This is a genomic window from Nocardia sp. NPDC102475, assembly GCF_055584605.1.
The window spans coordinates 206,557-229,520 of the sequence record NZ_JBVJLS010000008.1 but is presented as its reverse complement, the minus strand read 5'-3'; the positions used below and the strand labels follow the sequence as shown (position 1 = coordinate 229,520).

Genomic DNA, 22,964 nt, shown 5'->3' with positions numbered 1-22,964 from the left:
CACTCCGGCTAACGTTATCGCCCATGAACCTTGCGTCGGCTAGCACGGGGTGGCGAGAGCGCAGCAGGGGGCCGCGAAACTTCGGATTGCGCACGGGTGCGCTATCGGATGCGCAGCGGCGCGAGTTGCTCATTCACGGCGCGATCGGCTCGGCGACCATTCTCGGCGTGCGGCCGCAGCGCAGTGAACCCGGACACGTTTTCTGGGTTCGAGTGCAGGTAGAAGGCGCGCTGCCATACGAAACCCGGGTGCGGCAGCGGATGCGCGAGGACGACCTGGAGTGGATGCAGCCCGGAGATGTGGTCGGCTGCCGGGTCGATCCGGGCGATCGCGACCGACTGGTGCTCTATGTGCCCGATATCGCCGAGACCGGCCGGGCGAGCATTTCGAAGATCCTGTCCGACGGCCGCCGCGCCGATGCCACCGTGCTCGCCGCCGCGCCGGTCGCCGCCGACTACGCCGGTCGCGACGACCCGGTGCTGCGCCTGGACCTCGAACTGCGCGCTTGGGACGAGGCGAAACCGTGGCGCGTGCGTCTGATCCAACCGGTACCGCTGGCCGCGATCGGCCTCGTCGATCTGGGCCAACATCTGGAGGTCGCCTTCTTCACCGTCGACCGCGGCGAATCCGTCGCGGTCGACTGGCTTGCCTCCCTCGATGAGGATTAGGGCGGCGGCTCGGCATCGAGCCGCCGCTTCGCTAACTCTTGGCTTTCACCCGCGCCAGCGCATGTCCGGTCAGTGCGATGAGCGCGGTCTTGGCGGATTCCCGGTCCCTGGCGTCGATCATCATCACCGGAACATCGGCGGATAGCGAGAGGGCATCGCGGATGGCCTCCTCGGGAAACTTGGGGGCGCCTTCGAATTCGTTGACCGCGACCAGGAACGGTAGTCCGAGTTCTTCGAAATAGTCGACCGCGGCGAAACTTTCGTCCACTCGACGGGTGTCGACCAGCAGGATCGCGCCGATCGCGCCGAGGCTGAGGTCGTCCCACATGAACCAGAACCGGTGCTGCCCGGGCGTGCCGAACAGGTACAGCACCAGATCGTCGGACAGGGTGATCCGGCCGAAATCCATGGCGACCGTGGTGGTCGTCTTATCCGGGACCGCCGAGGTGTCGTCGATTTCGGAACTCAGGTCGGTCATCAGCGCTTCGGTTTTCAGCGGAACGATATCCGAAACCGCGCCGACCAGCGTAGTTTTGCCGACCCCCATCTCGCCGGCTATCACGATTTTCGCCGAGACCGCGCGGGACGCGGTCTCGGGTGGTGCTTGTTCAGGTGCGGTCATCGAACATCCTCGGCTGCAAGGGGTTTCAACTTACCAGTGGCTCTTCCGTCACGTACCCCCCGCTGATACCGGTTCAATCCTGTGCGGATCGTTTCCGGGTCGCGGCGCGTGCTCGCCGCAGATTCCGTTGCCGCCGACCCCGATTCGGCCCCACCCGGCACCAACTGATTCCCTGGATCTCGTTTCGGTAGCCCGGACGTTGTCCTTTCCGTGATTGTCGGATCCGCTGCCCGCTCTGCCGCCGACCAGCCTTCATCCGCCGCCGAATGCCAATTCGTCAAAATCGGTAGCTCCCCCGTAGTCGGATCCGCCAACCACGCCGACATCATGCCGGCGAAAATCGGCGTTGCCGCTTCCCCCTCGGTGGGCTGCGTCGATCCGTTCGAAGCAGACCCGTTCGAAGCGGATTCGACGGTCTCCGCCGAATCCCCCTCTTCGGATTGGAAGAACGAGGTCGTCTTCGCCACCCGCTCCTGCGGCCCGGTCGGGGGACCCGAATCGGCCACGCTAGCGGACTGCGGTGGCGCGCCCGCCGCCGCGGTGGTGCTCGACGGCTTCGCAGCAGCCCCGCCCGCTTTGCGCCGACCCTTGCGGTTGACTCCCGGAACCCGTTTCGGGAGACCATAACTGGTGATCACCGGCGGTGCGGCGGGCGCATCCGCCGCAGGTTCGGCCGGCTTGGGTGCGGCCGACGGCGGCGCACCGATCCGACGTGCCGGGGGTTCTGCCTTGGCAACAGGTATGACCGCCTTGGCCGCGGGTTCGGCAACACCCGCGCCCGCCTCTGCCGTCGCCTTGGTACCGAGCGTGTCCCGATGCACCGGAATCACCGGCTTCAGCGTCGACGGATTCTCCGCATCCTGCGACGGCACCTCGATCAGCGCGGGCGGAATGTGCAGGCTCGCGGTGATTCCCGGACTGAGCGCGCGATCGTGCGTCCGGCGCAGTCGAACCGTGATGCCGTGCCGCTCGGCGAGTTTGCCGACCACGAACATGCCCATCTGCCGGGTCGTCGCGACGGTGACCACGGTCGGCGTCGCCAACCGCTCGTTGATCTCGTTCAGTTCGCTCGCCGTGATGCCGATGCCCTCATCGATGACCTCGATGAGCAAGCCGCCCTCGGAGGTCCGGCTGTATGCGAAGGTGACATCGCTGTCGGGCGGTGAGGCACGCAGCGCGTTCTCCAGCATCTCCGCGATCAGATGCACCACATCGGTGGCCGCGATGCCCGCGACCCAACCGTCCGGTGTGGCACCGGATTTGACCCGCTGATAGTCCTCGACCTCGGAGACCGCGGCGCGCAGGATATCGCGCACCTCGACCGGTCCGGACCGATCGTGGCGCGACCGCGTTCCGGCCAGCACCAGCAGATTCGCGCTGTTGCGCCGCATGCGCGCGGCCAGGTGGTCGAGCCGGAAGAGCTGGCCGAGCCGCTCGGGATCCTTCTCCTCGAATTCGAGCGCCTCGATCATGCTGAGCTGGCGATCGACCAGTGTCTGGCTGCGCCGCGCCATGGTCTCGAACATGTCGTTGACCTGGTCGCGCAGCAGTTGCTGCTGTGCGGCGAGTTTGAGTGCCTGGGTGTGCAAACCGTCCACGGTGCGGGCGATTTCGCCGATTTCCTCACCGGTGTGCACCGGCACCGGTTTCACCTCGATGTCCTCGAGTTGGGCGCCGCGCATGATCCGTTCGACCTCGCTCGGGAGGTCCTTTTCGGCGAGTTCGCTGGCACCCGCCCGCAGCCTGCGTAGCGGCTGCAGCAGCGAGTGCGCGACCCACAGCGCGAGTGCGAGCGCCGCGATCACGGTCCCGAGCACGACCAGGGAGGCCTGCACGGCCGCGGATCGGGCCTCGGCGACCTTGTCGTCGACATCGCGGATGACGCCTTGCACGATCTCGCGCGTCAATCCGGTGAAGACATCGCGGGATTCGAGGGCCAGCCGCCGCAACTCGACCAGGTCGACGACGTGCGTGCGCATCGCGACCTCGATCATGTCCTTGAGCACGGCGGTATTGGGACTCACCACCTGATCGAGTTGTGGCTTGGCCGCAGGCAACACCCGTTCGATCGCATCGGCCGCGGCCAGGATGCGTCCCTGCGCAATATGGAAATTCTCGGCCTGGGTCGGCTGTTGGATCGCCGTCATGGCCGCCATCAGCCAGTTGAAGCCCTCGACCTTGCCGACGAGCACATCGGAGAGCTGCGCCTTCGCGGCCACGACCGAGCCGACGCCGATCGGGGTGAGCAATTTGTCCACGGTGCCGACGGCATCGACGACGATCGCGTTGTTGAGCTCGATGGCCTTGACCGGATCGCTGCCGCCCTTACCGCCCGAGCGGATGACCTCGCTGGTCGCGGTCATCTGCTTCAGCGCCCTGGCGACCGTCGCGTCGATGCCTTTGCGTTTCGCGCGCAACGTGGCATCGGTAATAGCCGTTGACAATTCGACCAGGTCCTGGTCGGTGGTGGTGCCGTAGACCTGCCCGCCGGCGACGGTCGAGGCCGCCGATTCGAGTGCGGTGATCGCCGGAATATCGGAGATGCGATCGGCCGCACTGTCGTATTCGGAGTAATCGCGGAAGAAGACCGTCAGGCGCAGACCGCCGAGCAGAATGGCCGCGGCCAGCGGAAGTGCAACGGCCGCGCCGACTTTCCAGCGGACTCGCCATTGCTCGAGATTCCGCCACCGAGTGTGCGCGAAGATTCCCTGCGCCACCCTACATACCGCCTTCCGCTCGGATCGGGCCGATCCGGTCACTTCGCGCTGGCGAAATGCCCGGTGCACGGCCGCAATCCGTCTCACCTTTGTTTTTTCGAGCGACCGGCAGGCGGTCGGCTGACATCGGGACACCGGTCAGCATCGGTACCATACTGGCTCGCCGCCGGAGGTTGCGCGTTATTGGCGCGATCCCGGGTGCGTGCACTCCATACCGTAATAATTGCACCCCGCGGCTCACCGGCACGATGGCGTACCGAGCCCGGCTACGGGCGGCAACGGTGCTCAGAGATGGACAAAGGTGAACCCCGCTGATCGCAGTGCGGGCAGCGCCGCCGTCATGCCTGCGGCCGTTCCGGAATTCGGCCGGTGCATATGCGCCAGCGAGATCGCGCCGGGCGCGGCGGCTTTCATCGCATTCTGCACGTGCGCCGCGCTCGCGGTGGCGCCGTAGTCGGCATTGATGCTGAAACCGACCGGCCGCTCACCTAATTCGTTGACGATCGCGACCGCGACGTCGTCATAGTGCGCGGTACCCGCGCGGAAGAACCGCGGCGGTTTGCCGAGCAGGGTGGTGAGCCGTTCGTGATTGGCCCAGACTTCGTCGGCGGCCTCCCGTGGCGAGCCGGTGCCCGGGATTTCGTAGGCGGCCCGGCCGGTCACCGAGAGCGGCTTGTGTGCCACACCGTGATTGGCCAGCTCGAACAGCGGATTGGCGGCCAATTGCGCGGCGCGACCGGGATTCGCGTCGATCCAGCGTTTGTTGAGGAAGAGCGTGGCCGGAATCTGCTGGGAGATGAGCAGATTCAGCAATGTCTCATCGATATCATTATTTCCGGGCCCGCCGCACGCGTCGAAGGTGACCGCCATCTGTTTACCGGTCGCCGCGAAAGTGCTTGTGATGCCGTCCATCTCCATGCCCCACCGCGTCGGCTGCGCACCCGCGTGCCGGGCGGCCACCGCCGCGGGGGAGGTGGCCGCGGGCATCTGCTGCAACGGGGATCTCGGAATGGCCTGCACATCAACGGCGTTCGCGGCGGTGGTCGTTCTCGATTGCGCGGTAGTCGTTCTGCCCTTGTCGGTACTGCAACCAGCGACGAAAGCCGCAGCCGCGGCACCGAATCCGATCAGCCGCCGCCGCGACACGTTCCTATCCAGCATTCCCCGTTAACTCTCTCTCACAGCGTCCCCCGAGATGCTACGCGGAATGTCGGCAGCGAGATTGCTCGCTCACCCCACCCCGACGGAGCGAGTCTTACGGGCGATCCGTTCGCGGCCTGTCTCGCGTTGGAGTGGTCGAAGCGTATGCGCCGTAGGCACAAGGACTCGACTGTCCGGTGTGTGTGCGTCATGTGCTGAACGATCCGCCATATGCGACCACCACGGAGCGAGTCTTACGAGCGACCGTTCGCGGCCCGTCTCGCGTCCGAGTCGTCGAAGCGCATGCGCCGAAGGCGCGAGTCTCGACGGCTCGGACGCGAGACACCAGGGGGCCGCGAACACGCCGCGGCCACGCGGCCAATAACACAGCTACACGTGCGCGATGGCGGACCAGCCTGCGACGTCCTGCGGCTGGCGCGGGCCGGGGCCGGTGTAGATGGCGGCCGGGCGGACCAGCTTGCCCAGCTGCTTCTGCTCCAGGATATGGGCACACCAACCGGCGGTGCGGCCACAGGTGAACATCGCGGGCATCATGTGCGCGGGGACCTCGGCGAAGTCCAGGATGACCGCCGCCCAGAATTCCACATTGGTCTCGATGGCGCGGTCCGGACGACGCTCGCGCAGTTCGGCGAGCGCGGCCTGCTCCAGCGCGGCGGCGACCTCGAAACGCGGGGCATTCAGGCGCTGTGCGGTGGCGCGCAGTACGCGGGCACGCGGATCCTCGGCCCGGTACACCCGGTGGCCGAAGCCCATCAGCTTTTCCTTGCGGTCCAGGATGCCCTTGACCAAAGCGCGTGCGTCACCTGACTTTTCGACGGCCTCGATCATCGGCAGCACGCGCGCGGGTGCGCCGCCGTGCAGCGGACCCGACATCGCGCCGATCGCGCCGGACAGCGCCGCCGCGACATCGGCGCCGGTCGAGGCGATGACCCGTGCGGTGAAGGTGGAGGCGTTCATGCCGTGCTCGGCCGCGGAAACCCAGTAGGCGTCGATGGCCTCGGTGTGCCGCGGATCCGGGTCGCCCTTCCAGCGGGTCATGAACCGTTCGGTCACCGTGGTGCACTCGTCGATCTTCTTCTGCGGCACCGCGGGCTGGTAGATGCCGCGCGCGGACTGCGCGACATAGGACAGCGCCATGACCGAGGCGCGCGCCAGATTCTCCCGCGCGGTCTCGTCGTCGATATCCAGCAGCGGCTGGTAGCCCCAGATCGGGGCGAGCATGGCCAGTCCGGCCTGCACGTCGACGCGCACGTCACCGGTGTGCACCGGCAGCGGGAACGGCTCCGCGGGCGGCAGGCCGCGGCCGAATTCACCGTCCACCAGCAGTGCCCACACATCGCCGAAGGTCACCCGCGAGCCGACCAGGTCCTGGATATCGACGCCGCGGTAGCGCAGCGCGCCGCCGTCCTTATCGGGTTCGGCGATATCTGTGGTGAATGCCACCACGCCTTCCAAGCCGCTGACGAAATCAGGGGGTACGGCGGTCTGCCCACTGGGCACCGCATGGCTGGTAGTCATTCTGTGACTCTCCTTGCACTTCGGTTCGTTCCTTGGCGACTGCTTGCAGGTCGCTGGAAAAGGCCTGTTCTCGTCGATGAGGGGTGTGGCTCGCCGAGCACATGCCGATCAACAAAACCTTAGCTCCCTGCTACCGCGGAGTAACGTCTGGCCCATGCGTGACCTGGACAATTCATCTCTCGGTCAGGAAATGGCCGCAAATGATCGGGTTCTTTTCCCGGCGAGCGATTTGGCCGCCATGCGAGTCGACTACGGCGGCATGCCATTCGGCAGCGGTGAGGACACCGATCTGGACGAAACCTGGCTGGCAGGCGGCTGGGAGCCGCTGCTGCGGCACTGGATCGAACAGGCCACCGCGGTCGGCATTCCCGAGCCCAATGCAATGGTGGTCGCCACCGTCGCGCTCACCGATGTCGGGCCGCGTCCGGTCGCACGGACGGTGCTGTGTAAAGGCCTCTCGCCGGAAGGTGTGACTTTTTACACGAATTACGACTCGGCCAAGGGCAACCAATTGGCTGGCGTTCCATTCGCAGCCGCGACCTTCGTCTGGCCCGCGCTTGGTCGACAGGTGCACGTGCGTGGGCCGGTCGAGTTGGTCTCCGCGGAGACGACCGCCGTCTACTGGCGCTCCCGGCCACGCGATTCGCAGCTGGGCGCCTGGGCTTCGCGGCAGTCCCGGCCGATCGCCTCACGCGCCGAACTCGATCGCACGCTGGCCGAGACCACTGCCCGCTTCGCCGACATCGACGAGATCCCGGTGCCGCCGCACTGGGGCGGCTACCTGATCCGACCCGACGAGGTGGAGTTCTGGCAGGGGCGCAGAGGTCGGCTGCACAACCGGATCCGGGTGCGGATCAGCGGCGATGTCATGACGGTCGACCGACTACAACCCTAGAAAGCCCACCCGTCACCCCTCATCGAATCGCTCCGCGATGCTGAATCGTCAAACCCCAACATTGTTGAGCTACTGACCGACTGATTACGCTGCGGTCGGTGAAACTGCTCGCCGACACCACCCCGCTGCGCTATCCCGATTTCCGACGGTTGTGGACCAGCAACATCGTCACCGTCATCGGTTCGCAGTTGGCCGTGGTGGCCGTGCCGCAGCAGATATTCGAGATCACCGGCAGCTCCGGCTATGTCGGCCTGGCCGGTCTGTTCGGCCTGGTCCCACTGATCGTGTTCGGTCTGTGGGGCGGTGCGCTGGCCGATGTGATGGACCGGCGCAAGCTCATGCTCATCACCAACTGCGGTACCGGTGTGACCGCACTCGCCTTCTGGGTGCAGGCCGCGGCCGGACTCGACAACGTCTGGATCGTGCTCGGACTTTTCGCCGTGCAGCAGGCGCTCTTCGCGGTAAATCAGCCGACCCGCAGTGCGGCCATCCCGCGGTTGCTGCCCACCGAACATCTGGCCGCGGCCAGTGCGCTCAGCATGACCGTGCAGCAGACCGGGGCCATTGCCGGGCCGGTGCTCGCGGGTGTGCTGATCCCCGTCGTCGGTCTGTCCACCCTGTATCTGATCGACGCGATCGCGCTGCTCGCGACCATCTGGGCGGTGTGGCGGCTGCCCGCCATCCCGCCGACCGGAACCGCGCGCAAGGCCGGATTCCGCACTGTCCTGGACGGTTTCGCCTATCTGGCGACGCAGCGCATCCTGCTCGCGTCCTTCGTTGTCGACGTGATCGCCATGGTCTTCGGCATGCCGCGCGCCCTCTACCCGCAGATCGCGCACGAGACCTTCGGTGATCCGGCCGGCGGCGGCGTCGCGCTCGGTCTGCTGTTCGCTTCCATTTCGATCGGCGCGGTGCTCGGCGGCGTGTTCTCCGGCTGGATCTCGCATGTGCGACGCCAGGGTCTCGCGGTGGTGGTCTGCATCGCGCTCTGGGGGGTGGCCATGGTCGGCTTCGGCGTCGCCGTCGGCTGGACCGGTCACGGCCTGGGCATCGGGCCGGGATTGTGGATCGCGTTGGCCTGCTCGGCCTTCGGCGGCGCGGTCGATATGGTTTCGGCCGCGCTGCGCATCGCCATGCTGCAGGCGGTCACCACCGACGAGATGCGCGGCCGCCTGCAAGGGGTGTTCATAGTGATCGTCGCGGGTGGCCCGCGCATCGGTGATGTTGCCCACGGTTTTGCCGCAGCGGCCCTGGGTACCGCGGTTGCCGCGGCGGGCGGCGGTGTGCTGGTCGTTATCGGGGTGTCGCTGGCTGCGCTCGTGTTCCCGGCCTTCGTGCGCTATCGCGTCGCCAGGTCGCACTCGGTGCCGGTGTCCGACAGCGCGACAAACCTCACCTGAGGCGAAGTTGTTTGTGAGGTCGACCGGTGGGCACCCTCGTTCTCGGGCCGTGCGAGCAGCGACTAGCGTCTAGGTGAGTGCACCGCCGTGCCGACCGCACCCCGATGCCGACGGTCCTAGCCTGAGAGGGATCCTTCCGTGCCCGAAAAAGACCACATCAACGACGCCAAGCCGATTTTGAGCTACCCCGGCGGCGAATATGCCATGACGATCGCCGAAGCCAAAGAAGGCAACGACGGCGTCGACCTCGGCAAAATGCTGGCCAGCACCGGGTATGTGACCTACGACCCCGGATTCATGAACACCGCGCCGACCAAGTCGGCGATCACCTACATCGACGGCGAAGCGGGCATCCTTCGTTACCGCGGCTACCCGATCGACCAGCTCGCGGAGTCCTCGAACTTCATCGAGGTCAGCTACCTGCTGATCTACGGCGAGCTGCCGACCCAGGCGCAGCTGGACGAGTTCACCGACCGGATCCGCCGCCACACCCTGCTGCACGAGGACCTCAAGCGGTTCTTCGACGGCTTCCCGCGCAACGCGCACCCGATGCCGGTGCTGTCCTCCGCGGTGAACGCGCTTTCGGCGTACTACCAGGACTCGCTGGACCCGAAGGATCCCGAACAGGTCGAGCTGTCGACCATCCGACTACTGGCGAAGCTGCCCACCATCGCGGCCTACTCGTACAAGAAGTCGGTCGGCCAGCCCTTCCTCTACCCGGACAACTCGCTGAGCCTGGTGGAGAACTTCCTGCGGATGACCTTCGGCTTCCCGGCCGAACCCTACGAGGTCGATCCGGAGATCGCCGCCGCACTCGACATGCTGCTGATTCTGCACGCCGACCACGAGCAGAACTGCTCCACCTCGACCGTGCGCCTCGTCGGCTCCTCCGACGCCAACCTGTTCACCTCCGTCTCCGGTGGCATCAACGCGCTGTGGGGCCCGCTGCACGGCGGCGCGAACCAGGCCGTGCTGGAGATGCTGGACGGCATCAAGGCCGAGGGCGGCAACGTCAAGGACTTCATCCGCAAGGTCAAGAACAAGGAAGACGGCGTGAAGCTCATGGGCTTCGGGCACCGCGTCTACCGCAACTACGACCCGCGCGCCTCGATCGCCAAGAAGCATGCCGACGCGATCCTGTCCAAGCTCGGCGGCGACGACGAATTGTTCGATATCGCAAAGTCTCTCGAAGAGGCCGCGCTCACCGACGAGTACTTCATCTCGCGCCAGCTGTACCCGAACGTCGACTTCTACACCGGTGTCATCTACAAGGCCATGGGCTTCCCGACCCGCATGTTCACCGTGCTGTTCGCGATGGGCCGGCTGCCGGGCTGGATCGCACACTGGCGGGAAATGCACAGCGAGCCTTTGAAGATCGGCCGTCCGCGCCAGATCTACACCGGGTACGGTCACCGCGAGTACCACGAAATCAACGGCCGCTAATTTCAACCGAATCCACCATCACCTATCAGAGGGGATAGCCGAATGACCAAGCCGGAGATCGAATTCCAGGCGGGCCCAGCGCCCACCGAGCTGGTTATCAAGGACATCGTCGAGGGCGAGGGCGCCGAGGCCGTGCCCGGCGGCACCGTCGAGGTGCACTATGTCGGCGTGGAATTCGAGTCCGGCGAGGAGTTCGACTCCTCCTGGAAGCGTGGCGAATCGATCAGTTTCCCGCTGCGCGGCCTGATCCAGGGCTGGCAGGACGGCATCCCCGGCATGAAGGTCGGCGGCCGCCGCCAACTGACCATCCCGCCGCATCTCGCCTACGGCCCCGCCGGCTCCGGCCACCAACTCTCCGGCAAGACGCTGGTCTTCGTGATCGACCTGCTCAACGCCAGCTGAGCTGAAAACCCAACTGCGGCCCGTGCTCTCGTAGAGCACGGGCCGCAGTCGTCCCAGGATGGCTCGGCGGCCGAACTCCACGCGCCGGGCCTCGTGGGCGACGGCGAGGATGCCCAGTGCGTTCCACCCGGGCCAGCACGAACAATGCCAGGCGTGGCAACACGTATCGACGGCTCAGTCAGTTGCGGACCACCTCGACGGGGTCCGTCAACGCGAGCGCCAGTGCGGACTGCTGGGCGCTGCTCCGCTGGGGTAGCGCTGCGACGGCCTTGTCGGTTTGGGTGCTGAGGTTGGTCGCGATCTGCTGGAGTTGGGTAACGCCGCCGGTGAGTTGACTTATGGCGCTGACCAATTGGGCACCGCCCTGATCGGCGAGCTGCGGCAGGCCCGCGGCGAGTTTCGCGCCCTCGGCCAATTGCGCACTGGCGCCGGTCAATCGGTCCACAACTGTGCGCAGGAGCGTGCCCAGGTCGGTGCTCGGATCGACCGCGCTGCCGACCAGATCGCCGAGATCGGTCAGCTGGGATCCGGCCTGCCCGGAAACATTTCGTAGCCCTTCGAGTTTCGCGATGATATCGGCGACCTGCGGATCACCCGCGAAGGGCAGCGCGCGCATCAGTGGCAGGATCTGATCCAGACCGCCGCTCACCGTATCAGCGGTCTGCTGTACCTGTCCGATCGTGATGCCGGTCGAATCCAGCGCCGAGGCAAGTTGATTCGCCTGCGCGGCCGCGCCGGATACGGTCGAGTTCAGCAGTGCGATGGCCGAAGTCAGCTGTGCCGAGCCCTCTTTGGCGTAGGCCAAGAAGCCGAGCAGCTGATCCGCGCCCGAGCTGAACTGATCGGCACCAGCGGCCGCGGCATTCACTCCGGCATTGAGCAGTTGGGTGGTGAACTGCACCGAGGTCAGCTGGGTGCGCGCCTGCGCGACGGCGGCCAGGGCGGCATCGACACCGGATGCGCCGATCCGGTGCGTCACCGTATTCACCGCGCCGTTCACCACATCCGCGTCCGCGCCCTTATGCGTATCCACCGTGACCTTGGCTCGTTTCGGCTGCGCGCTCGCCAGCGTGCCCATGGATTCGGTGAGATCGGCGGGCAGGGTGATCACGGCCGCGTAGTCATCGGCGTCGAGTTCACCCGGCTTGCCGACGGTCCACTCGTAACCACCGCCGTCCTGCTGCAGTCCCTGCGCGATGCGCGCACCCGTCGGCCCGGCATCGGCATTCACCAATGCGATACCGCCGGGTGAACCGGATGATCTCGAGCAAGCGGTGACGGCGCCACCGAGCGCCCCGGCGATGACAACGGCAACGGCGAGCAGGGCCCAGCGGGCGCGATTTCCAGCCACATCTGCCGACCCTAGAACTCCGAATTGGCCGAACTCTGAGAATTCCGTAAGGGCCGCAGTTGATCAGGAGCGTTCGGCGCCGGTGGGCTCCTCGGTTCGCGTCGCCGCGACCACCCGGCCGAAATCGAGTTTGACCAGCTGGTCCGCGTGGTGGAAGTAGCGATCGTCGTGGGTGATCACGATGACGGTCTTCCCGCGCTGTTTGAGCTCGGTGAGGATCTCCTGATAGAAGATGTCGCGGAATTTGGGTTCCTGGTCGGCGGCCCACTCGTCGAAGACATAGATCTGCCGGTCCTCGAGCAGCGCGGTCAACAGCGCGAGCCGTTTGCGTTGCCCCTGCGACAGATCGATGGTCGACAGCCGTCCGTCCTGCACCGTCACTTTGTGCGCGATCTGCAACTGCTCGAGATAGCGGCGCACTTCACCGTCGAGTCCGGGCCGATCGAAGCCCAGGTACTCCTCGAACAGGTGGAAGTCGGTGAAGATCGCCGAGGAGTTCTGCCGGTACCACTCGATATTCTCGTGGTCGATCGGCTCGCCATTGAGCGACAGCGCGCCGGTCTGTGGCACATACAGTCCCGTGATCAGTTTGGCCAGCGTGGATTTGCCGCTGCCGTTGCCGCCGACGATGAAGGTGATCTGCCCGGGTTCGAAGACCAGATCGAGTGGGCCGAGCCGGAATCCGGACTCGTCGTTGCTCTGCTCGAGTGGCGGGCCGAGCGGCATCGGCCGGTTGTCGTGTCCGCTGTGGTCGACGAACCGATGGCCGTTGACGTCCGGTCGCGGCCCGCCGGGGCGGGGCCCCCGCCCGGGCGGATGCGCGCCGCCTCGCGGCCCAGGCGGCGGCCCGCCGGGACCCGGGGGGAACGGTGGTGGCGGCTCCATCCGGTAGCTGTAGGTGACATTCGTCAGCTCCAGCCGCGCCGAATCGACGGCGGGACGGTCCGTGAACGGCAACCGCTCCTCGTCGTGCATGGTCTCCATGGACAGATTCATCGCGCGGATCTTCGCCAGCGCCACATCACCGCGCAGCAGATCCGGGATGCGGTGCATGAAGTTCTGCATCGGCATCGCCAGGAACGTCGTCACCAGGACATACCCCACCATCACATCGCGCGACAGGTCGAGCGGTGCGACCAGCACGAACAGGATCAGCGCCATGGTGCCGAGCTGCAGCGCCTGCCCGAAGCCCTGTGCCAGCGAGAATTTGGATCCGGCATCGACATTCTGCGCCCGCAGCGTCGCGGCTGAACCGAGCAGATGCCGCTCCATGAAATCGCGGCGCCGCCCCCGATGCAGCTTCAATTCTTTGATGCCCAGCGTCACAGCCTGGTACGACCGCAACAGCGCGTCCTCGTTCTCCCGCGCCTCGCGATAGATATTGCGCACCCGCTCGAGAATCAGCTCGACACAGGCGATTCCGAGCAGTGTGCCCGCAACGGTCACCGCGAACAGCGGACCCGACACCACGAGCAGGAAGACGAAGCAGCCGACGATGGTGGCCACATCGATGCAGATGCTGGGAATGGCGGTCACTGCCTGCGACAGCGAACGCACATCCTCGGTCAGCGTCGCCATCAGACGGTGCATGCCGAGCCGTTCCAGGTGCTCGAGCGGCGCCGAGACGATCCCGGAGCTCAGATCCGCGCGCAGCCGGTAGATCGCCTCTTGGGCAAGGCGAATCAGTAGCACCTGCGACACCACACCACTGATCAGGATGACCAGCCCGGTGAGGACGAAGCTCTGGATATTGACGTGCGGATGCGGTTCCGGCGACACCACACCCCTGATGAGGGTCACCAGATAGGTATTGGCCGCACCGCAGATGAGGCCCGCGGCAATGACGGCCGCGATCCGCATCCAGGAGATCGAGATGAGGAATCGGATGAGTTGCATGGTTGCTGCGCTCCCTGAGACCGGTGCTTACTACCGGCGAATGATGTCGAAGATCATGCCTTCGAGGGTGACCCCCGGCGCGAAGGAGAACGCCACTCCGGTCGAGATCGGCTTCGCCGCCTCCTGCCGAATCATTTGTTCCAGCACGAAAATCAGCGACACGCTCAGCATATTGCCGAATCTGGCCAGCACATCCCAGCTCAGCGTCGCCCGCTCCGGAGCGATACCGAGCGAATGCACGGACTCCTCGATGATCTTCGGCCCGCCCGGGTGGATCGCCCACAGATCGACATCGGATTTCTGTAATCCATTGCGGCCCAAGACCTCGGTGATCACGGGATCGACCCCGGTGTAGATGTACTGGGGCAGATTCTCCGACAGCTCGCAGGTGATGCCGTTCTGATTGACCCCGAGCACGATGCCGTCCTCGGCACCGTCGAAGAGCCGGCTGAAGCTGTCCCGGATCACCACCCGGCCCGGCGCCAGCGGCTGCTGGACCTGGCCGGCACCGATGACCACCGCACCGCAGCCGTCGCCGAACAGGCTGTGGATGATCACATCGTTGATGTTGTCGTCGAAGACGGCGTTCACCGAGCTCAGCTCGATGCAGACGACCATCGCCTTCTTATCCGGATGCGCCCGAACATAATCCACGGCTGTCCGAATGCCGTTCATCGCGGCCGCGCAGCCCATGAAGTTCACCACGACCCGCCCGACCGACGGCGAAAGCCCGAGCTGCTTCACCACCGCGACATCCACGCCGGGCGCGATGAAACCGGTGCTGGTCACGAAGACCAGCAAACCGATCTCCGCCGCCGCATCGTCGATACCGGCGAGGGCACGACCAGCGACATCGACGGCCAGCGGCACCGCGTGGCGGTAGAACAGATTCATCCGGTCCCGGATCGTGCCGCGCTCCCGGCCGAATTGCAGGAATTCGGGATCGAGCGGATCGACGACGAGTCGGCGGCTGTCGATCTTCGTCTTCTGGTAGATCCGCGAAATCCGCGCCCGCTGTTGCGGATCGGTGAACAGCTCGGCCACCCGATCGGCGGCGCCGGCCTGGTCGACGAGTTGACTCGGCGCACCGGTCGCGATGCTCTCGATCACCCCGACCGTGGTCGGCGGCGCGGGTGGCAGCCCGTGCTGCACGAGGCCGTGGCCGCGCTCGTCCCCCTGACGAGCCGCCGACGTTCCCTCATCGATAGTGATTGACACGAAATTCTCCCCGTTCTTGTGAAAAATGGTGATCGGCGCCGCCGTTGACCAGCGGTTCGATCGGTCGACCTCCGGAATCGGCTCAGACCGTGCCGATTCCGGTGAATCCCTGCACCGTGTAGACCGCACAGGTTTTCAGCGCCCCGGGCGAGCAATGCTCGCGGATGAAGCCCCAATTCCGCTCCTCGGCTTCGCGCGAGGGCGACAAGAGGTAGGTGCGGCAGAGTTTCGGGAAACGGTCGGTGAAGAAGCTCTTCGCCGGCAGCCACTCGATGCCGAATTTCGCCGACTCCTCACGCAATACGTCCTCGGTGGCGATATTCGCGAAACCACTGCGCTGGAACGGCAGTACGTGATGGACGCGGTGCGAACTCAAACCGGCCGCGAGAAAGCAGTCGATATAACGATTTCCGATCACCTTCAGGTCGTAGGCCTGCTCAACCTGATTGACGGCCCAGTCCTCGGTATCGGCGGCCGGGAGTTCCTCGGCCTCCACCTCGAAATCATGGCTCGCGACGACCAGGAAGGTACTGATCCACAGCGTCACCACGAATTGCAGTGCCCAGGCCCAGAAGTCGCCCGCCAGCGTGAATACCACCAACTCGCCGAGCAATAGCGCGCGCACGCCGAACGAACCGATGAAGTGCGGCAGCGCACCACCCCAGGTTCCGTACATATCTTTGATGCCGACTTTGCGGGTGAGGCGGCAGACATCGAGGAGTCGAATGGTCATGCCGGTCACCGTGTGCCCGAATTTGTGGAGGGTGTGAATCGGCACCCGATACAACCGTGGCACCCGCATCATCATGGTGAAGACGTTCTTCTTGATATCGACTTCACTCTGGGTATGCGGGTGGTGCAGCAGCGCATGGCCGTCCGCGGTGACGAAAGCCAGTGCGACGTAATTGAAATCGAAGGTATTCGTATAGATCTTGTTGAGGCCCTTTTGCGCGCGATGGATCGCGTAGTGGCCGAATCCGGCCAGCGAGCTGCGCAGCAGCACCATCAGGATGACGAAGACGGGCAGCGGCATCCAGCTGCGCTCGAACAGACGCAGACCCTGCACCGCGAAGTATGCGACGGCCAGCACGGCGACCACGATGTTGAAGATCGTGTCCATGCGCCGCAATCGCGCGGCCAGCTCCGGCTCTTTCAGCCGCGCCTTGACCTTGTGCAGCAGATCGTCTTTATTGTCGAATCGGTACTTCGGAGTGTCCTGCCAACTGTCGAAGCCCTCTTTGAAGAGGAAGTCGGGTGCGTTGGCCTTCGGATGGATGTCCTCGGGTAATGCGTTGCGCCCCAACGCATATCTCTCCAGCATTCGTCCGATTCGCTCGGGATCGCGGTGGTAGGACCCGATGATGGAGGTGATATCGCGATTTTTCGTTCGCCCGATGAAGAACTCGCCGCCGGGGTGTTTGGAGATCCAGTCGCTCAGATCGTAGGTTTTTCCGTTGTAAACCCACACATTCGAGAGTTGCGGGCCACCACCAGGAGGCGGGCCGGGCGGTCTACGGAAGTCCCGCTCCTCCGCTTCCGATCGGCTGTTCGTCATCGCATTCCTCCGTGTCTGATCCGCGGTTCGGTGGCCGTTGTCGGCCCCGGGGTTATGGCGTGTATCGCGGACAGGCGCGGGGGCGCTTCATCCGGCGAACCGGATGTCCCCCCAAAGTCACACATACTGCCTGAGCCTTCGTGACAGCATCGTGCTTGCAGCGCCTTACATCTCACTAAACAATCCCTTAACCCGGTAACTTTCGCGTCGGATTCCCCCCGATCTCTGCGAGAAGACCGAACCAAGGGTAACGTCGGCACCCGCAGCATGCGCGGCTCGCCTCGGACTTCGCCTTGCGAACGGGGTCGAGTTACTCTGCGCGACAGGCTAATCTGACGGGCGAAATGCTGCACTACACCGGGCGGCAGCACCAGCTGTCCTCGTCAAACCACCCGGGTCGTACCCGACCTCGCACTCTTCTGGGGGCAGAACATTGAGTGATCTGACAGCGCGAGCACGCACCTCGCACCGAATCCGTCTTCGCCGACCGGGTCTCGTGCCCGCCGTGGTCGCGGCGTCGATGTTCGCTGCACTGGTGACAGGCTGCGACTCCAGCTCCGACTCCAAGACAACCTCGTCCGCGCCGCCCTCGGGTCAGCTGCCCGATGCGGCGCAGATCGTGCAGGAGTCCGCCAGGACCACCCAGACCCTGCAGGCCGTGCACCTGAATCTGAAGGTGGACAACCTCACCAACCTTCCGGTCGAGAGCGTCTCGGCCGATGTGACCAACCAGCCGCAGGGCGCCGGTCAGGCGATCGGCGAGGCGAAGGTCCGTACCAAGCCCGAGGCCGACTTCATCCAGGCCAAGTTCCTGGTCGTCGACAAGGAGATGTACGCGCAGACCGGTAGCTCCGCCGCCTACGCCAAAATCGGTCCGGCGGAACAGATCTACGACCCGGGCGTCATCCTCGACAAGGACAAGGGTCTGGCCAACCTCATCGCCCAGGTGAAGAACCCGAAGGTGGAGGGCCGCGAGAAGATCGACGGCACCGACACCGTGAAGTTGACCGGAACCATCGACTCCACGGTCATCGACCCCATCGTGCCCAAGTCGGGTGACCCGGCAGGCACGTTCCCGATCACCCTGTGGATCGCGGATGTCGCGCCGCCGTCGGGTTCGGCATCGGCCCTTCCGTCGACCGCCGCCTCGCCGGGCAACGGCCCGAACCTGGTTCAGGCTGTGGTCAAACGGGATCCGGGCACCATCAAGGTGACGCTGTCGGCGTGGGGTAAGCCGGTCAAGGTCACCGCACCGCCGAAGTAGGACACGGATACCGCGAACCGGTCCGGGAGTACGTGACGGTGGCAGCAGCCGTCATCCGCACTCCCGGACCGGTTTTCACGTTTCATCAGCGGTAGGTGTATGCGTCGACAACCCGTTTCACCTTGTTCAGCGCTTCGCGCAGGGTGTCGGTATTTGTCGAGCCGAGAGCCAACCGGAGCGCGTGTGGCACATGCGCGGACGTGGCGAACGGTTCCGCCGTGGACACCAGTACCTGTTCGCGCAGCAGCGCGGCCGCTATCTGGTCGGCCCGCACCTCCTCGGGCAGGGGGAGCCAGAGGAAATACGACGACGGATGGCTGACCTGAGGGAGCCCCGCCAGAACCGCACGGGCGATCGACTGCCTGATCCTCGCATCATCGCGCTTTTGCGCTTCCAGCCTGGTGACGGTGCCGTCGTCGAGCCACCGGCACGCGATCGCTGTCATCACCGCGGGGGTATTCCAGGTGGTGGTGCGGATCGCGCGTTCGATGGCGGGCACCAATGTGGTTGGGGCAGTCACGAATCCGAATCGCAGACCGGTCGCTACGTTCTTGGAGAGCCCGGAGACATAGACGGTCCGTTCCGGTGCGAGCGCCGACAGTGGGGGTGGCGGCTGCTCGGCCAGGAAGGCGTACGCGGCGTCCTCGATGATGAGCAGTTCGTATCGGCGCGCGATCTCGACCAACTGCTCACGGTGGTGCTCCCCGGTGACCCAGCCCAACGGGTTGTGCAGTGTCGGCATCGTGTACACGGCACGGACCCGCCGCGTCGCGCAGAGCTGTTCGAGGGCATCGAGATCCGGTGCGTCACCCGCAGCGGGAAGCGGTGCCAGTTCCAGGTGCAGCGCACGGGCGAGCACCTTGAAGCCCGGATAGGTCAGGGCATCGGCCGCCACGACGTCTCCCGGCCGCAGCGTCGCCATGGCGGTGGTGGCCAATCCGTGCTGAGCGCCACTGACGATCAGCACCTGATCCGCGCCGACCGGCAAACCATTACGCCGCAGATGGCGGGCGACTGTGGCCCGCTCATCAGGTCGTCCGCCGTGCGGCTGGTAGCGCAGCAGGGCCTCCAGGTCACCCCGGGACGCCAGCTGACGCAATGCCTGCCGCAGCATATCGGCCTGGCCAGGTAGTGCCGGGTAGTTGAAGTTGAGATCCACCACGTCCGACGCGGCCGCCTGCAGGTCGATGCCGTGGCTGGGCGGCAGCGCGATTTCGCGAACAAAGGTGCCTCGGCCGGGTTCCCCACTCACCAGACCCATGGCTTCGAGCTCGGCATAGACCCGCGACGCGGTCACCAACGCCAGCCCTTCGCCGGCCGCGAGTTGGCGATGGGTCGGCAGCCGAGTCCCCGAGGGCAACCGCCCCGCTCGGATGTCGGACGCCAGCGCGTCCACGACGCCTTTGTATCTAGAGACGGCCACGCTCAGATTGTATGCATGACAATTTCTTGATTGTATTGGGTCGCGGTCATACGGTGCCTGGTAACGACCGGGAAAGGCAACCGTTATGCACATCGCCATCCTCACCTTCGAGGGCTACAACGAACTCGATTCCCTCATCGCGCTCGGCGTTCTCAACCGGGTCCGGAAGACCGACTGGCGGGTATCGATCGCCAGTCCTACGGCGCGAGTCCGTTCGATGAACGGTGTGGTCATCGAGTCGATGGCGACGCTGGAAGAAGCCGGTAGCGCGGACGCGGTCATTGTCGGTAGCGGTGCGCAGACCCGCGAAGTCGTCGCCGACCGGGAGCTGATGGCGCGGTTGCGACTCGACCCGTCGCGACAACTGCTGGCCGGACAATGCTCAGGGACATTGGTTTTGGCCAAGCTCGGACTGCTCGACGGTGTTCCCGCCTGCACCGATCTGACGACCAAACCGTGGGTGCAGGCAGCCGGGGTCGATGTGCTCGAGCAGCCTTTCTTCGCCAAGGGGAATCTCGCGACCGCGGGTGGCTGCCTCGCGTCGCACTACCTCGCGGCCTGGATGATCGCCCGCCTGGAAAGTATCGAAGCGGCCGAAAGTGCTCTGCACTACGTCGCTCCGGTCGGCGAGAAGGATGACTATGTGGCCCGCGCGATGCGCAATATCGGCCCGTACCTGTACGAGGAACCGGCCGCTGTGTCGGCCGGGCGGTCTTTCAGGTGGTAGTCCGGCGCTCCGGAAGGTCGAGTACCAGGCGCACACCACCGAGCGGACTGTCATCGAAATAGGCTCGGCCACCGTGTAATTGGGCCTGTTGGGCGACCAGGGCGAGGCCTAGTCCGGAGCCGCCTTTGCTGGCTTCGCTGCCGCGGAAGAAGCGTTCGAAGACGGCGGCGCGTTCTTCGACGGGGATGCCGCGGCCGTTGTCGTCGACGGTTATCAGTATGTGTCCATTGGGGATTCGGTGGGCGGAGACCACGGCCTCGGTGGCGCGGCCGTGTTTGACGGAGTTGGTCAAGGCGTTGTCGACCGCGAGGCGCAGTCCGGCGGGGAGGCCACGGGTGATCAGTTCGGCGTCGGTATCGATGCGGACGGTCACGCCGGGGAAGTGTCGCATGGCGTCGTGGGCGGCTTGGTCGCACAGGTCGCCGACGTCGGTGTCGACGTGATCGCGCTCGTGGGTGAGGTCGCCCGAGGCGAGACGTTCCAGTGCGGCCAAGGTGGTTTCGACGCGGCCCTGGCTGCGTTGCAGATCGCCGAGGATTTCGGCGCGCTGGGCCTCGTCCAGGTCGAGGGTGCGCAGCACCTCGAGATCGGTGCGCATGGCGGTGAGCGGGGTGCGCAGTTCGTGGGCGGAGACGGCGGCGAAATCGCGCGCGGTCTCCAGTGCGGCGGCGGTTTCGGTCTGTGCCTGATCCACCCGTTGCAGCAGGGTGTTCACCGCCTCGGCGAGTTTTTCTGCCTCCCGGACTCCGGAGCCGTCGACCGGTGGCTGTGGATTGTCCGGATCGCGGTAGCCGCTGCGTGCGCCGACCTGCCGGGTGAGATCGACGATCGGGCGGACGGCGCGGCCCGCGAGCAACCAGCCGAGTGCGGCGGCGGTGGCGATCGCCAATCCGGCTCCGGCGAGCACCCACCGTTGTTGCTCCGCGGTCGTGCGTGCCGCTGCGGTGGATGGAATGCCCAGAGAGACAACGCGTCCCGCAGGTTGGTTCTCGGTGGTGGTGAGCACGCGGAACGGGGTGCCGTTCACGGTGACGGTATGCGATCCGATCGGCTGTTCGGGCAGGCGGATGGGTGTGCTCGCCACGATCGTGTTGTTGTCGCGGACCGTCACCGCCATGTCGTAGCTCGGACCGACCAGTCCGAGCACGCCGACGGCCAAGACCGAGTCGATGAGCACCAGTCGCGACGCGATCGCCAATTGCTGGTCGGTCTGGGCCACGTTGTTGCGCTCGATGGCCCGTGAGGAGAGCACGCCGATGATGGTGACGATGATGATCGCGCCGACCGCGGCCGCACCGGCCACCCGGGTGCGAAGGGAGAACGTGCGCTGCCGCCGTTTCCGGGGCGCCGCGAGCTGCGGCGTCATCGCCAACTCACTTGGGCGCTCGCAGCACGAATCCGACGCCGCGGACCGTGTGCAGCAGCCGTGGCGTGCCCTCGACCTCCAGCTTGCGCCGCAGGTATCCGACGAAGACATCGACCACATTGGTGTCGGCGGCGAAGTCGTAGCCCCACACCAATTCCAGTAGCCGTTCGCGGCTCAGCACCACGCCCGCATTGCGGGCCAGGGTGGACAGCAGCTCGAATTCGCGCTTGGTGAGCTCGATTTCGCGGCCGTTCAGCAATGCGCGGTATCCGGCGACATCGACCTCCAGCGGGCCGACTGTGATCGCGCCCGGTGTGGCGGGGGCCGGAACGTCCGAGCGGCGACGTAGCAGCGCCTTGATCCGCGCCACCAATTCGGCGAGCACGAACGGTTTGGTCAGATAGTCGTCGGCGCCGGACTCCAGTCCGGAGATCCGGTCGTCGACGGAGGCGCGGGCGCTGAGCACACAGATCGGGACTTCATTGCCCAGGGCCCGAAGTGCCGTCACCACGCCCGCACCGTCGAGCACCGGCATATTCATATCGAGCACCACCGCGTCGGGCGCCTGCTCGGTCACGCTGCGCAGCGCCTCGCCGCCGTCGCGGGCGACCCGCACCTGGAAGCCGGACAGGCGCAGGCCCCGCTCGACCGACGCGAGCACGTCCTCGTCATCGTCGACGACGAGGACGGTCGGGTTCGCGCTCCGCTCAGTCACATCACTCATTGTGCTCGCCGGACTCCCAGATCTTCCGTCCATACCGCCAGGTGTTGCCGATCATCCCGGATGACGACGGGCCTACTGATTTCGTAAGAACATGGGTAACTCGCCGGGCACGCCCAGAACTTTGCCAAGCCCACAACCGTCGGCCCGCGACGAAAGCTGGGCAGGTGCCCGACGACCGGCAAAAGAGGCGGGGGAGCTCAGTAGCTGTGGCAGGTTTCGGCCACGGTGCGGATGGTCTCGGCCAGGCCGGACGCACGCGGGTCGTTCTCGGCGTCCTGCGCGGCGCCGGGGTTCTCGTCGATCGCGGCCTGGAGTTCGGCGCGACGCTGTTCGACCGGCTGATCGAACTTGCGCTGCAGTTCGGCCTTCTGGGTCGGGTTCGAGTCGAGCATCGCCGCCAGCTGCGGGGCCTTGGCGTGCAGCGCCGCGTCGACCTGGGCGAAGGAGCAGTCGGAGGTCAGCAGCGGCCCGGCCAGTGTCATCGGATCCGCGGCCGCGATGGCCGGGGAAAGCAACACGGCCACACTGGCGATGCCGCCCGCGGCGAGAGCGGCGACGGCCGGGCGGCTGTGGAAGAGCTTCATGGGGAGTGCCTCCAGATTTTCGGGGGTCAT

At 65.8% G+C, this 22,964-nt stretch carries 19 protein-coding genes; 7 read left to right on the top strand and 12 right to left on the bottom strand.

Annotated features, from left to right (window positions below; all coding sequences use genetic code 11):
• Positions 1-23: 23 nt before the first annotated feature.
• The gene (locus tag ACZ60G_RS17070; RefSeq protein WP_465811047.1) at positions 24-668 is read left to right on the top strand and encodes a hypothetical protein; all 645 of its coding nucleotides are present in this window, start codon (positions 24-26) and stop codon (positions 666-668) included.
• A gap of 31 nt (positions 669-699) precedes the next feature.
• Here ACZ60G_RS17070 and ACZ60G_RS17065 read toward each other — a convergent pair whose 3' ends face one another.
• The 4 genes from ACZ60G_RS17065 to ACZ60G_RS17050 form a co-directional block, all read right to left on the bottom strand.
• Complete coding sequence (locus ACZ60G_RS17065; protein ID WP_051181491.1) at positions 700-1,290, bottom strand: GTP-binding protein; 591 nt, start codon at positions 1,288-1,290, stop codon at positions 700-702.
• Complete coding sequence (locus ACZ60G_RS17060; protein ID WP_465811046.1) at positions 1,287-4,076, bottom strand: HAMP domain-containing sensor histidine kinase; 2,790 nt, start codon at positions 4,074-4,076, stop codon at positions 1,287-1,289. Before ACZ60G_RS17060 ends, ACZ60G_RS17065 begins: the two co-directional genes overlap by 4 nt.
• 216 nt (positions 4,077-4,292) lie before the next feature.
• A complete protein-coding gene (locus ACZ60G_RS17055) occupies positions 4,293-5,168 on the bottom strand; it encodes a polysaccharide deacetylase family protein (RefSeq protein WP_465811045.1) in 876 nt (291 codons plus the stop codon).
• A 369-nt stretch (positions 5,169-5,537) separates the two neighbouring features.
• On the bottom strand, positions 5,538-6,686 hold the full coding sequence (locus ACZ60G_RS17050) for a citrate synthase 2 (protein ID WP_063047564.1): 1,149 nt from the start codon (positions 6,684-6,686) through the stop codon (positions 5,538-5,540).
• A gap of 190 nt (positions 6,687-6,876) precedes the next feature.
• Between ACZ60G_RS17050 and pdxH the strand changes: the two genes are divergently transcribed.
• The 4 genes from pdxH to ACZ60G_RS17030 all read left to right on the top strand — a co-directional run bounded on the left by pdxH (position 6,877) and on the right by ACZ60G_RS17030 (position 10,826).
• Positions 6,877-7,581: a pyridoxamine 5'-phosphate oxidase gene (gene pdxH, locus ACZ60G_RS17045; RefSeq protein WP_465811154.1), complete on the top strand. Its 705-nt coding sequence runs from the start codon at positions 6,877-6,879 to the stop codon at positions 7,579-7,581.
• A 98-nt stretch (positions 7,582-7,679) separates the two neighbouring features.
• Complete coding sequence (locus ACZ60G_RS17040) at positions 7,680-8,981, top strand: MFS transporter (protein ID WP_465811044.1); 1,302 nt, start codon at positions 7,680-7,682, stop codon at positions 8,979-8,981.
• Between the two features lie 138 nt (positions 8,982-9,119).
• A complete protein-coding gene (locus tag ACZ60G_RS17035) occupies positions 9,120-10,424 on the top strand; it encodes a citrate synthase (protein WP_465811043.1) in 1,305 nt (434 codons plus the stop codon).
• 42 nt (positions 10,425-10,466) lie between these two features.
• Positions 10,467-10,826, top strand: a complete 360-nt coding sequence (locus ACZ60G_RS17030) for an FKBP-type peptidyl-prolyl cis-trans isomerase (protein WP_063047562.1) — start codon at positions 10,467-10,469, stop codon at positions 10,824-10,826.
• Positions 10,827-11,004: 178 nt separating this feature from the next.
• Here the strand turns inward: ACZ60G_RS17030 and ACZ60G_RS17025 are convergent, their stop codons facing one another.
• The 4 genes from ACZ60G_RS17025 to ACZ60G_RS17010 form a co-directional block, all read right to left on the bottom strand.
• Complete coding sequence (locus ACZ60G_RS17025) at positions 11,005-12,177, bottom strand: YhgE/Pip domain-containing protein (RefSeq protein WP_465811042.1); 1,173 nt, start codon at positions 12,175-12,177, stop codon at positions 11,005-11,007.
• A 63-nt stretch (positions 12,178-12,240) separates the two neighbouring features.
• On the bottom strand, positions 12,241-14,073 hold the full coding sequence (locus ACZ60G_RS17020) for an ATP-binding cassette domain-containing protein (protein WP_465811041.1): 1,833 nt from the start codon (positions 14,071-14,073) through the stop codon (positions 12,241-12,243).
• 30 nt (positions 14,074-14,103) lie between these two features.
• Positions 14,104-15,285, bottom strand: a complete 1,182-nt coding sequence (locus ACZ60G_RS17015; protein WP_465811153.1) for a type III polyketide synthase — start codon at positions 15,283-15,285, stop codon at positions 14,104-14,106.
• 88 nt (positions 15,286-15,373) lie between these two features.
• Complete coding sequence (locus ACZ60G_RS17010) at positions 15,374-16,846, bottom strand: cytochrome b5 domain-containing protein (RefSeq protein ID WP_465811040.1); 1,473 nt, start codon at positions 16,844-16,846, stop codon at positions 15,374-15,376.
• Between the two features lie 433 nt (positions 16,847-17,279).
• Here ACZ60G_RS17010 and ACZ60G_RS17005 point away from each other — a divergent pair, with 433 nt between their 5' ends.
• On the top strand, positions 17,280-18,110 hold the full coding sequence (locus tag ACZ60G_RS17005; protein WP_465811039.1) for an LppX_LprAFG lipoprotein: 831 nt from the start codon (positions 17,280-17,282) through the stop codon (positions 18,108-18,110).
• An 85-nt stretch (positions 18,111-18,195) separates the two neighbouring features.
• On the opposite strand, the gene ACZ60G_RS17000 is transcribed toward ACZ60G_RS17005, so the two are convergent.
• The gene (locus ACZ60G_RS17000) at positions 18,196-19,533 is read right to left on the bottom strand and encodes an aminotransferase-like domain-containing protein (protein ID WP_465811038.1); all 1,338 of its coding nucleotides are present in this window, start codon (positions 19,531-19,533) and stop codon (positions 18,196-18,198) included.
• Between the two features lie 85 nt (positions 19,534-19,618).
• On the opposite strand from ACZ60G_RS17000, the gene ACZ60G_RS16995 reads away from it, so the two are divergent.
• A complete protein-coding gene (locus tag ACZ60G_RS16995) occupies positions 19,619-20,260 on the top strand; it encodes a DJ-1/PfpI family protein (RefSeq protein ID WP_387286199.1) in 642 nt (213 codons plus the stop codon).
• On the opposite strand, the gene ACZ60G_RS16990 is transcribed toward ACZ60G_RS16995, so the two are convergent.
• From ACZ60G_RS16990 to ACZ60G_RS16980, 3 genes are all read right to left on the bottom strand, one after another.
• Entirely contained in the window at positions 20,250-21,626 is a 1,377-nt protein-coding gene (locus tag ACZ60G_RS16990; protein WP_465811037.1) for a sensor histidine kinase, read from the bottom strand. The two genes, ACZ60G_RS16995 and ACZ60G_RS16990, sit on opposite strands and share 11 nt — an antisense overlap.
• 7 nt (positions 21,627-21,633) lie before the next feature.
• Positions 21,634-22,350: a response regulator transcription factor gene (locus ACZ60G_RS16985; RefSeq protein WP_465811036.1), complete on the bottom strand. Its 717-nt coding sequence runs from the start codon at positions 22,348-22,350 to the stop codon at positions 21,634-21,636.
• A gap of 197 nt (positions 22,351-22,547) precedes the next feature.
• Positions 22,548-22,934: a hemophore-related protein gene (locus ACZ60G_RS16980; RefSeq protein WP_465811035.1), complete on the bottom strand. Its 387-nt coding sequence runs from the start codon at positions 22,932-22,934 to the stop codon at positions 22,548-22,550.
• Positions 22,935-22,964: the final 30 nt, after the last annotated feature.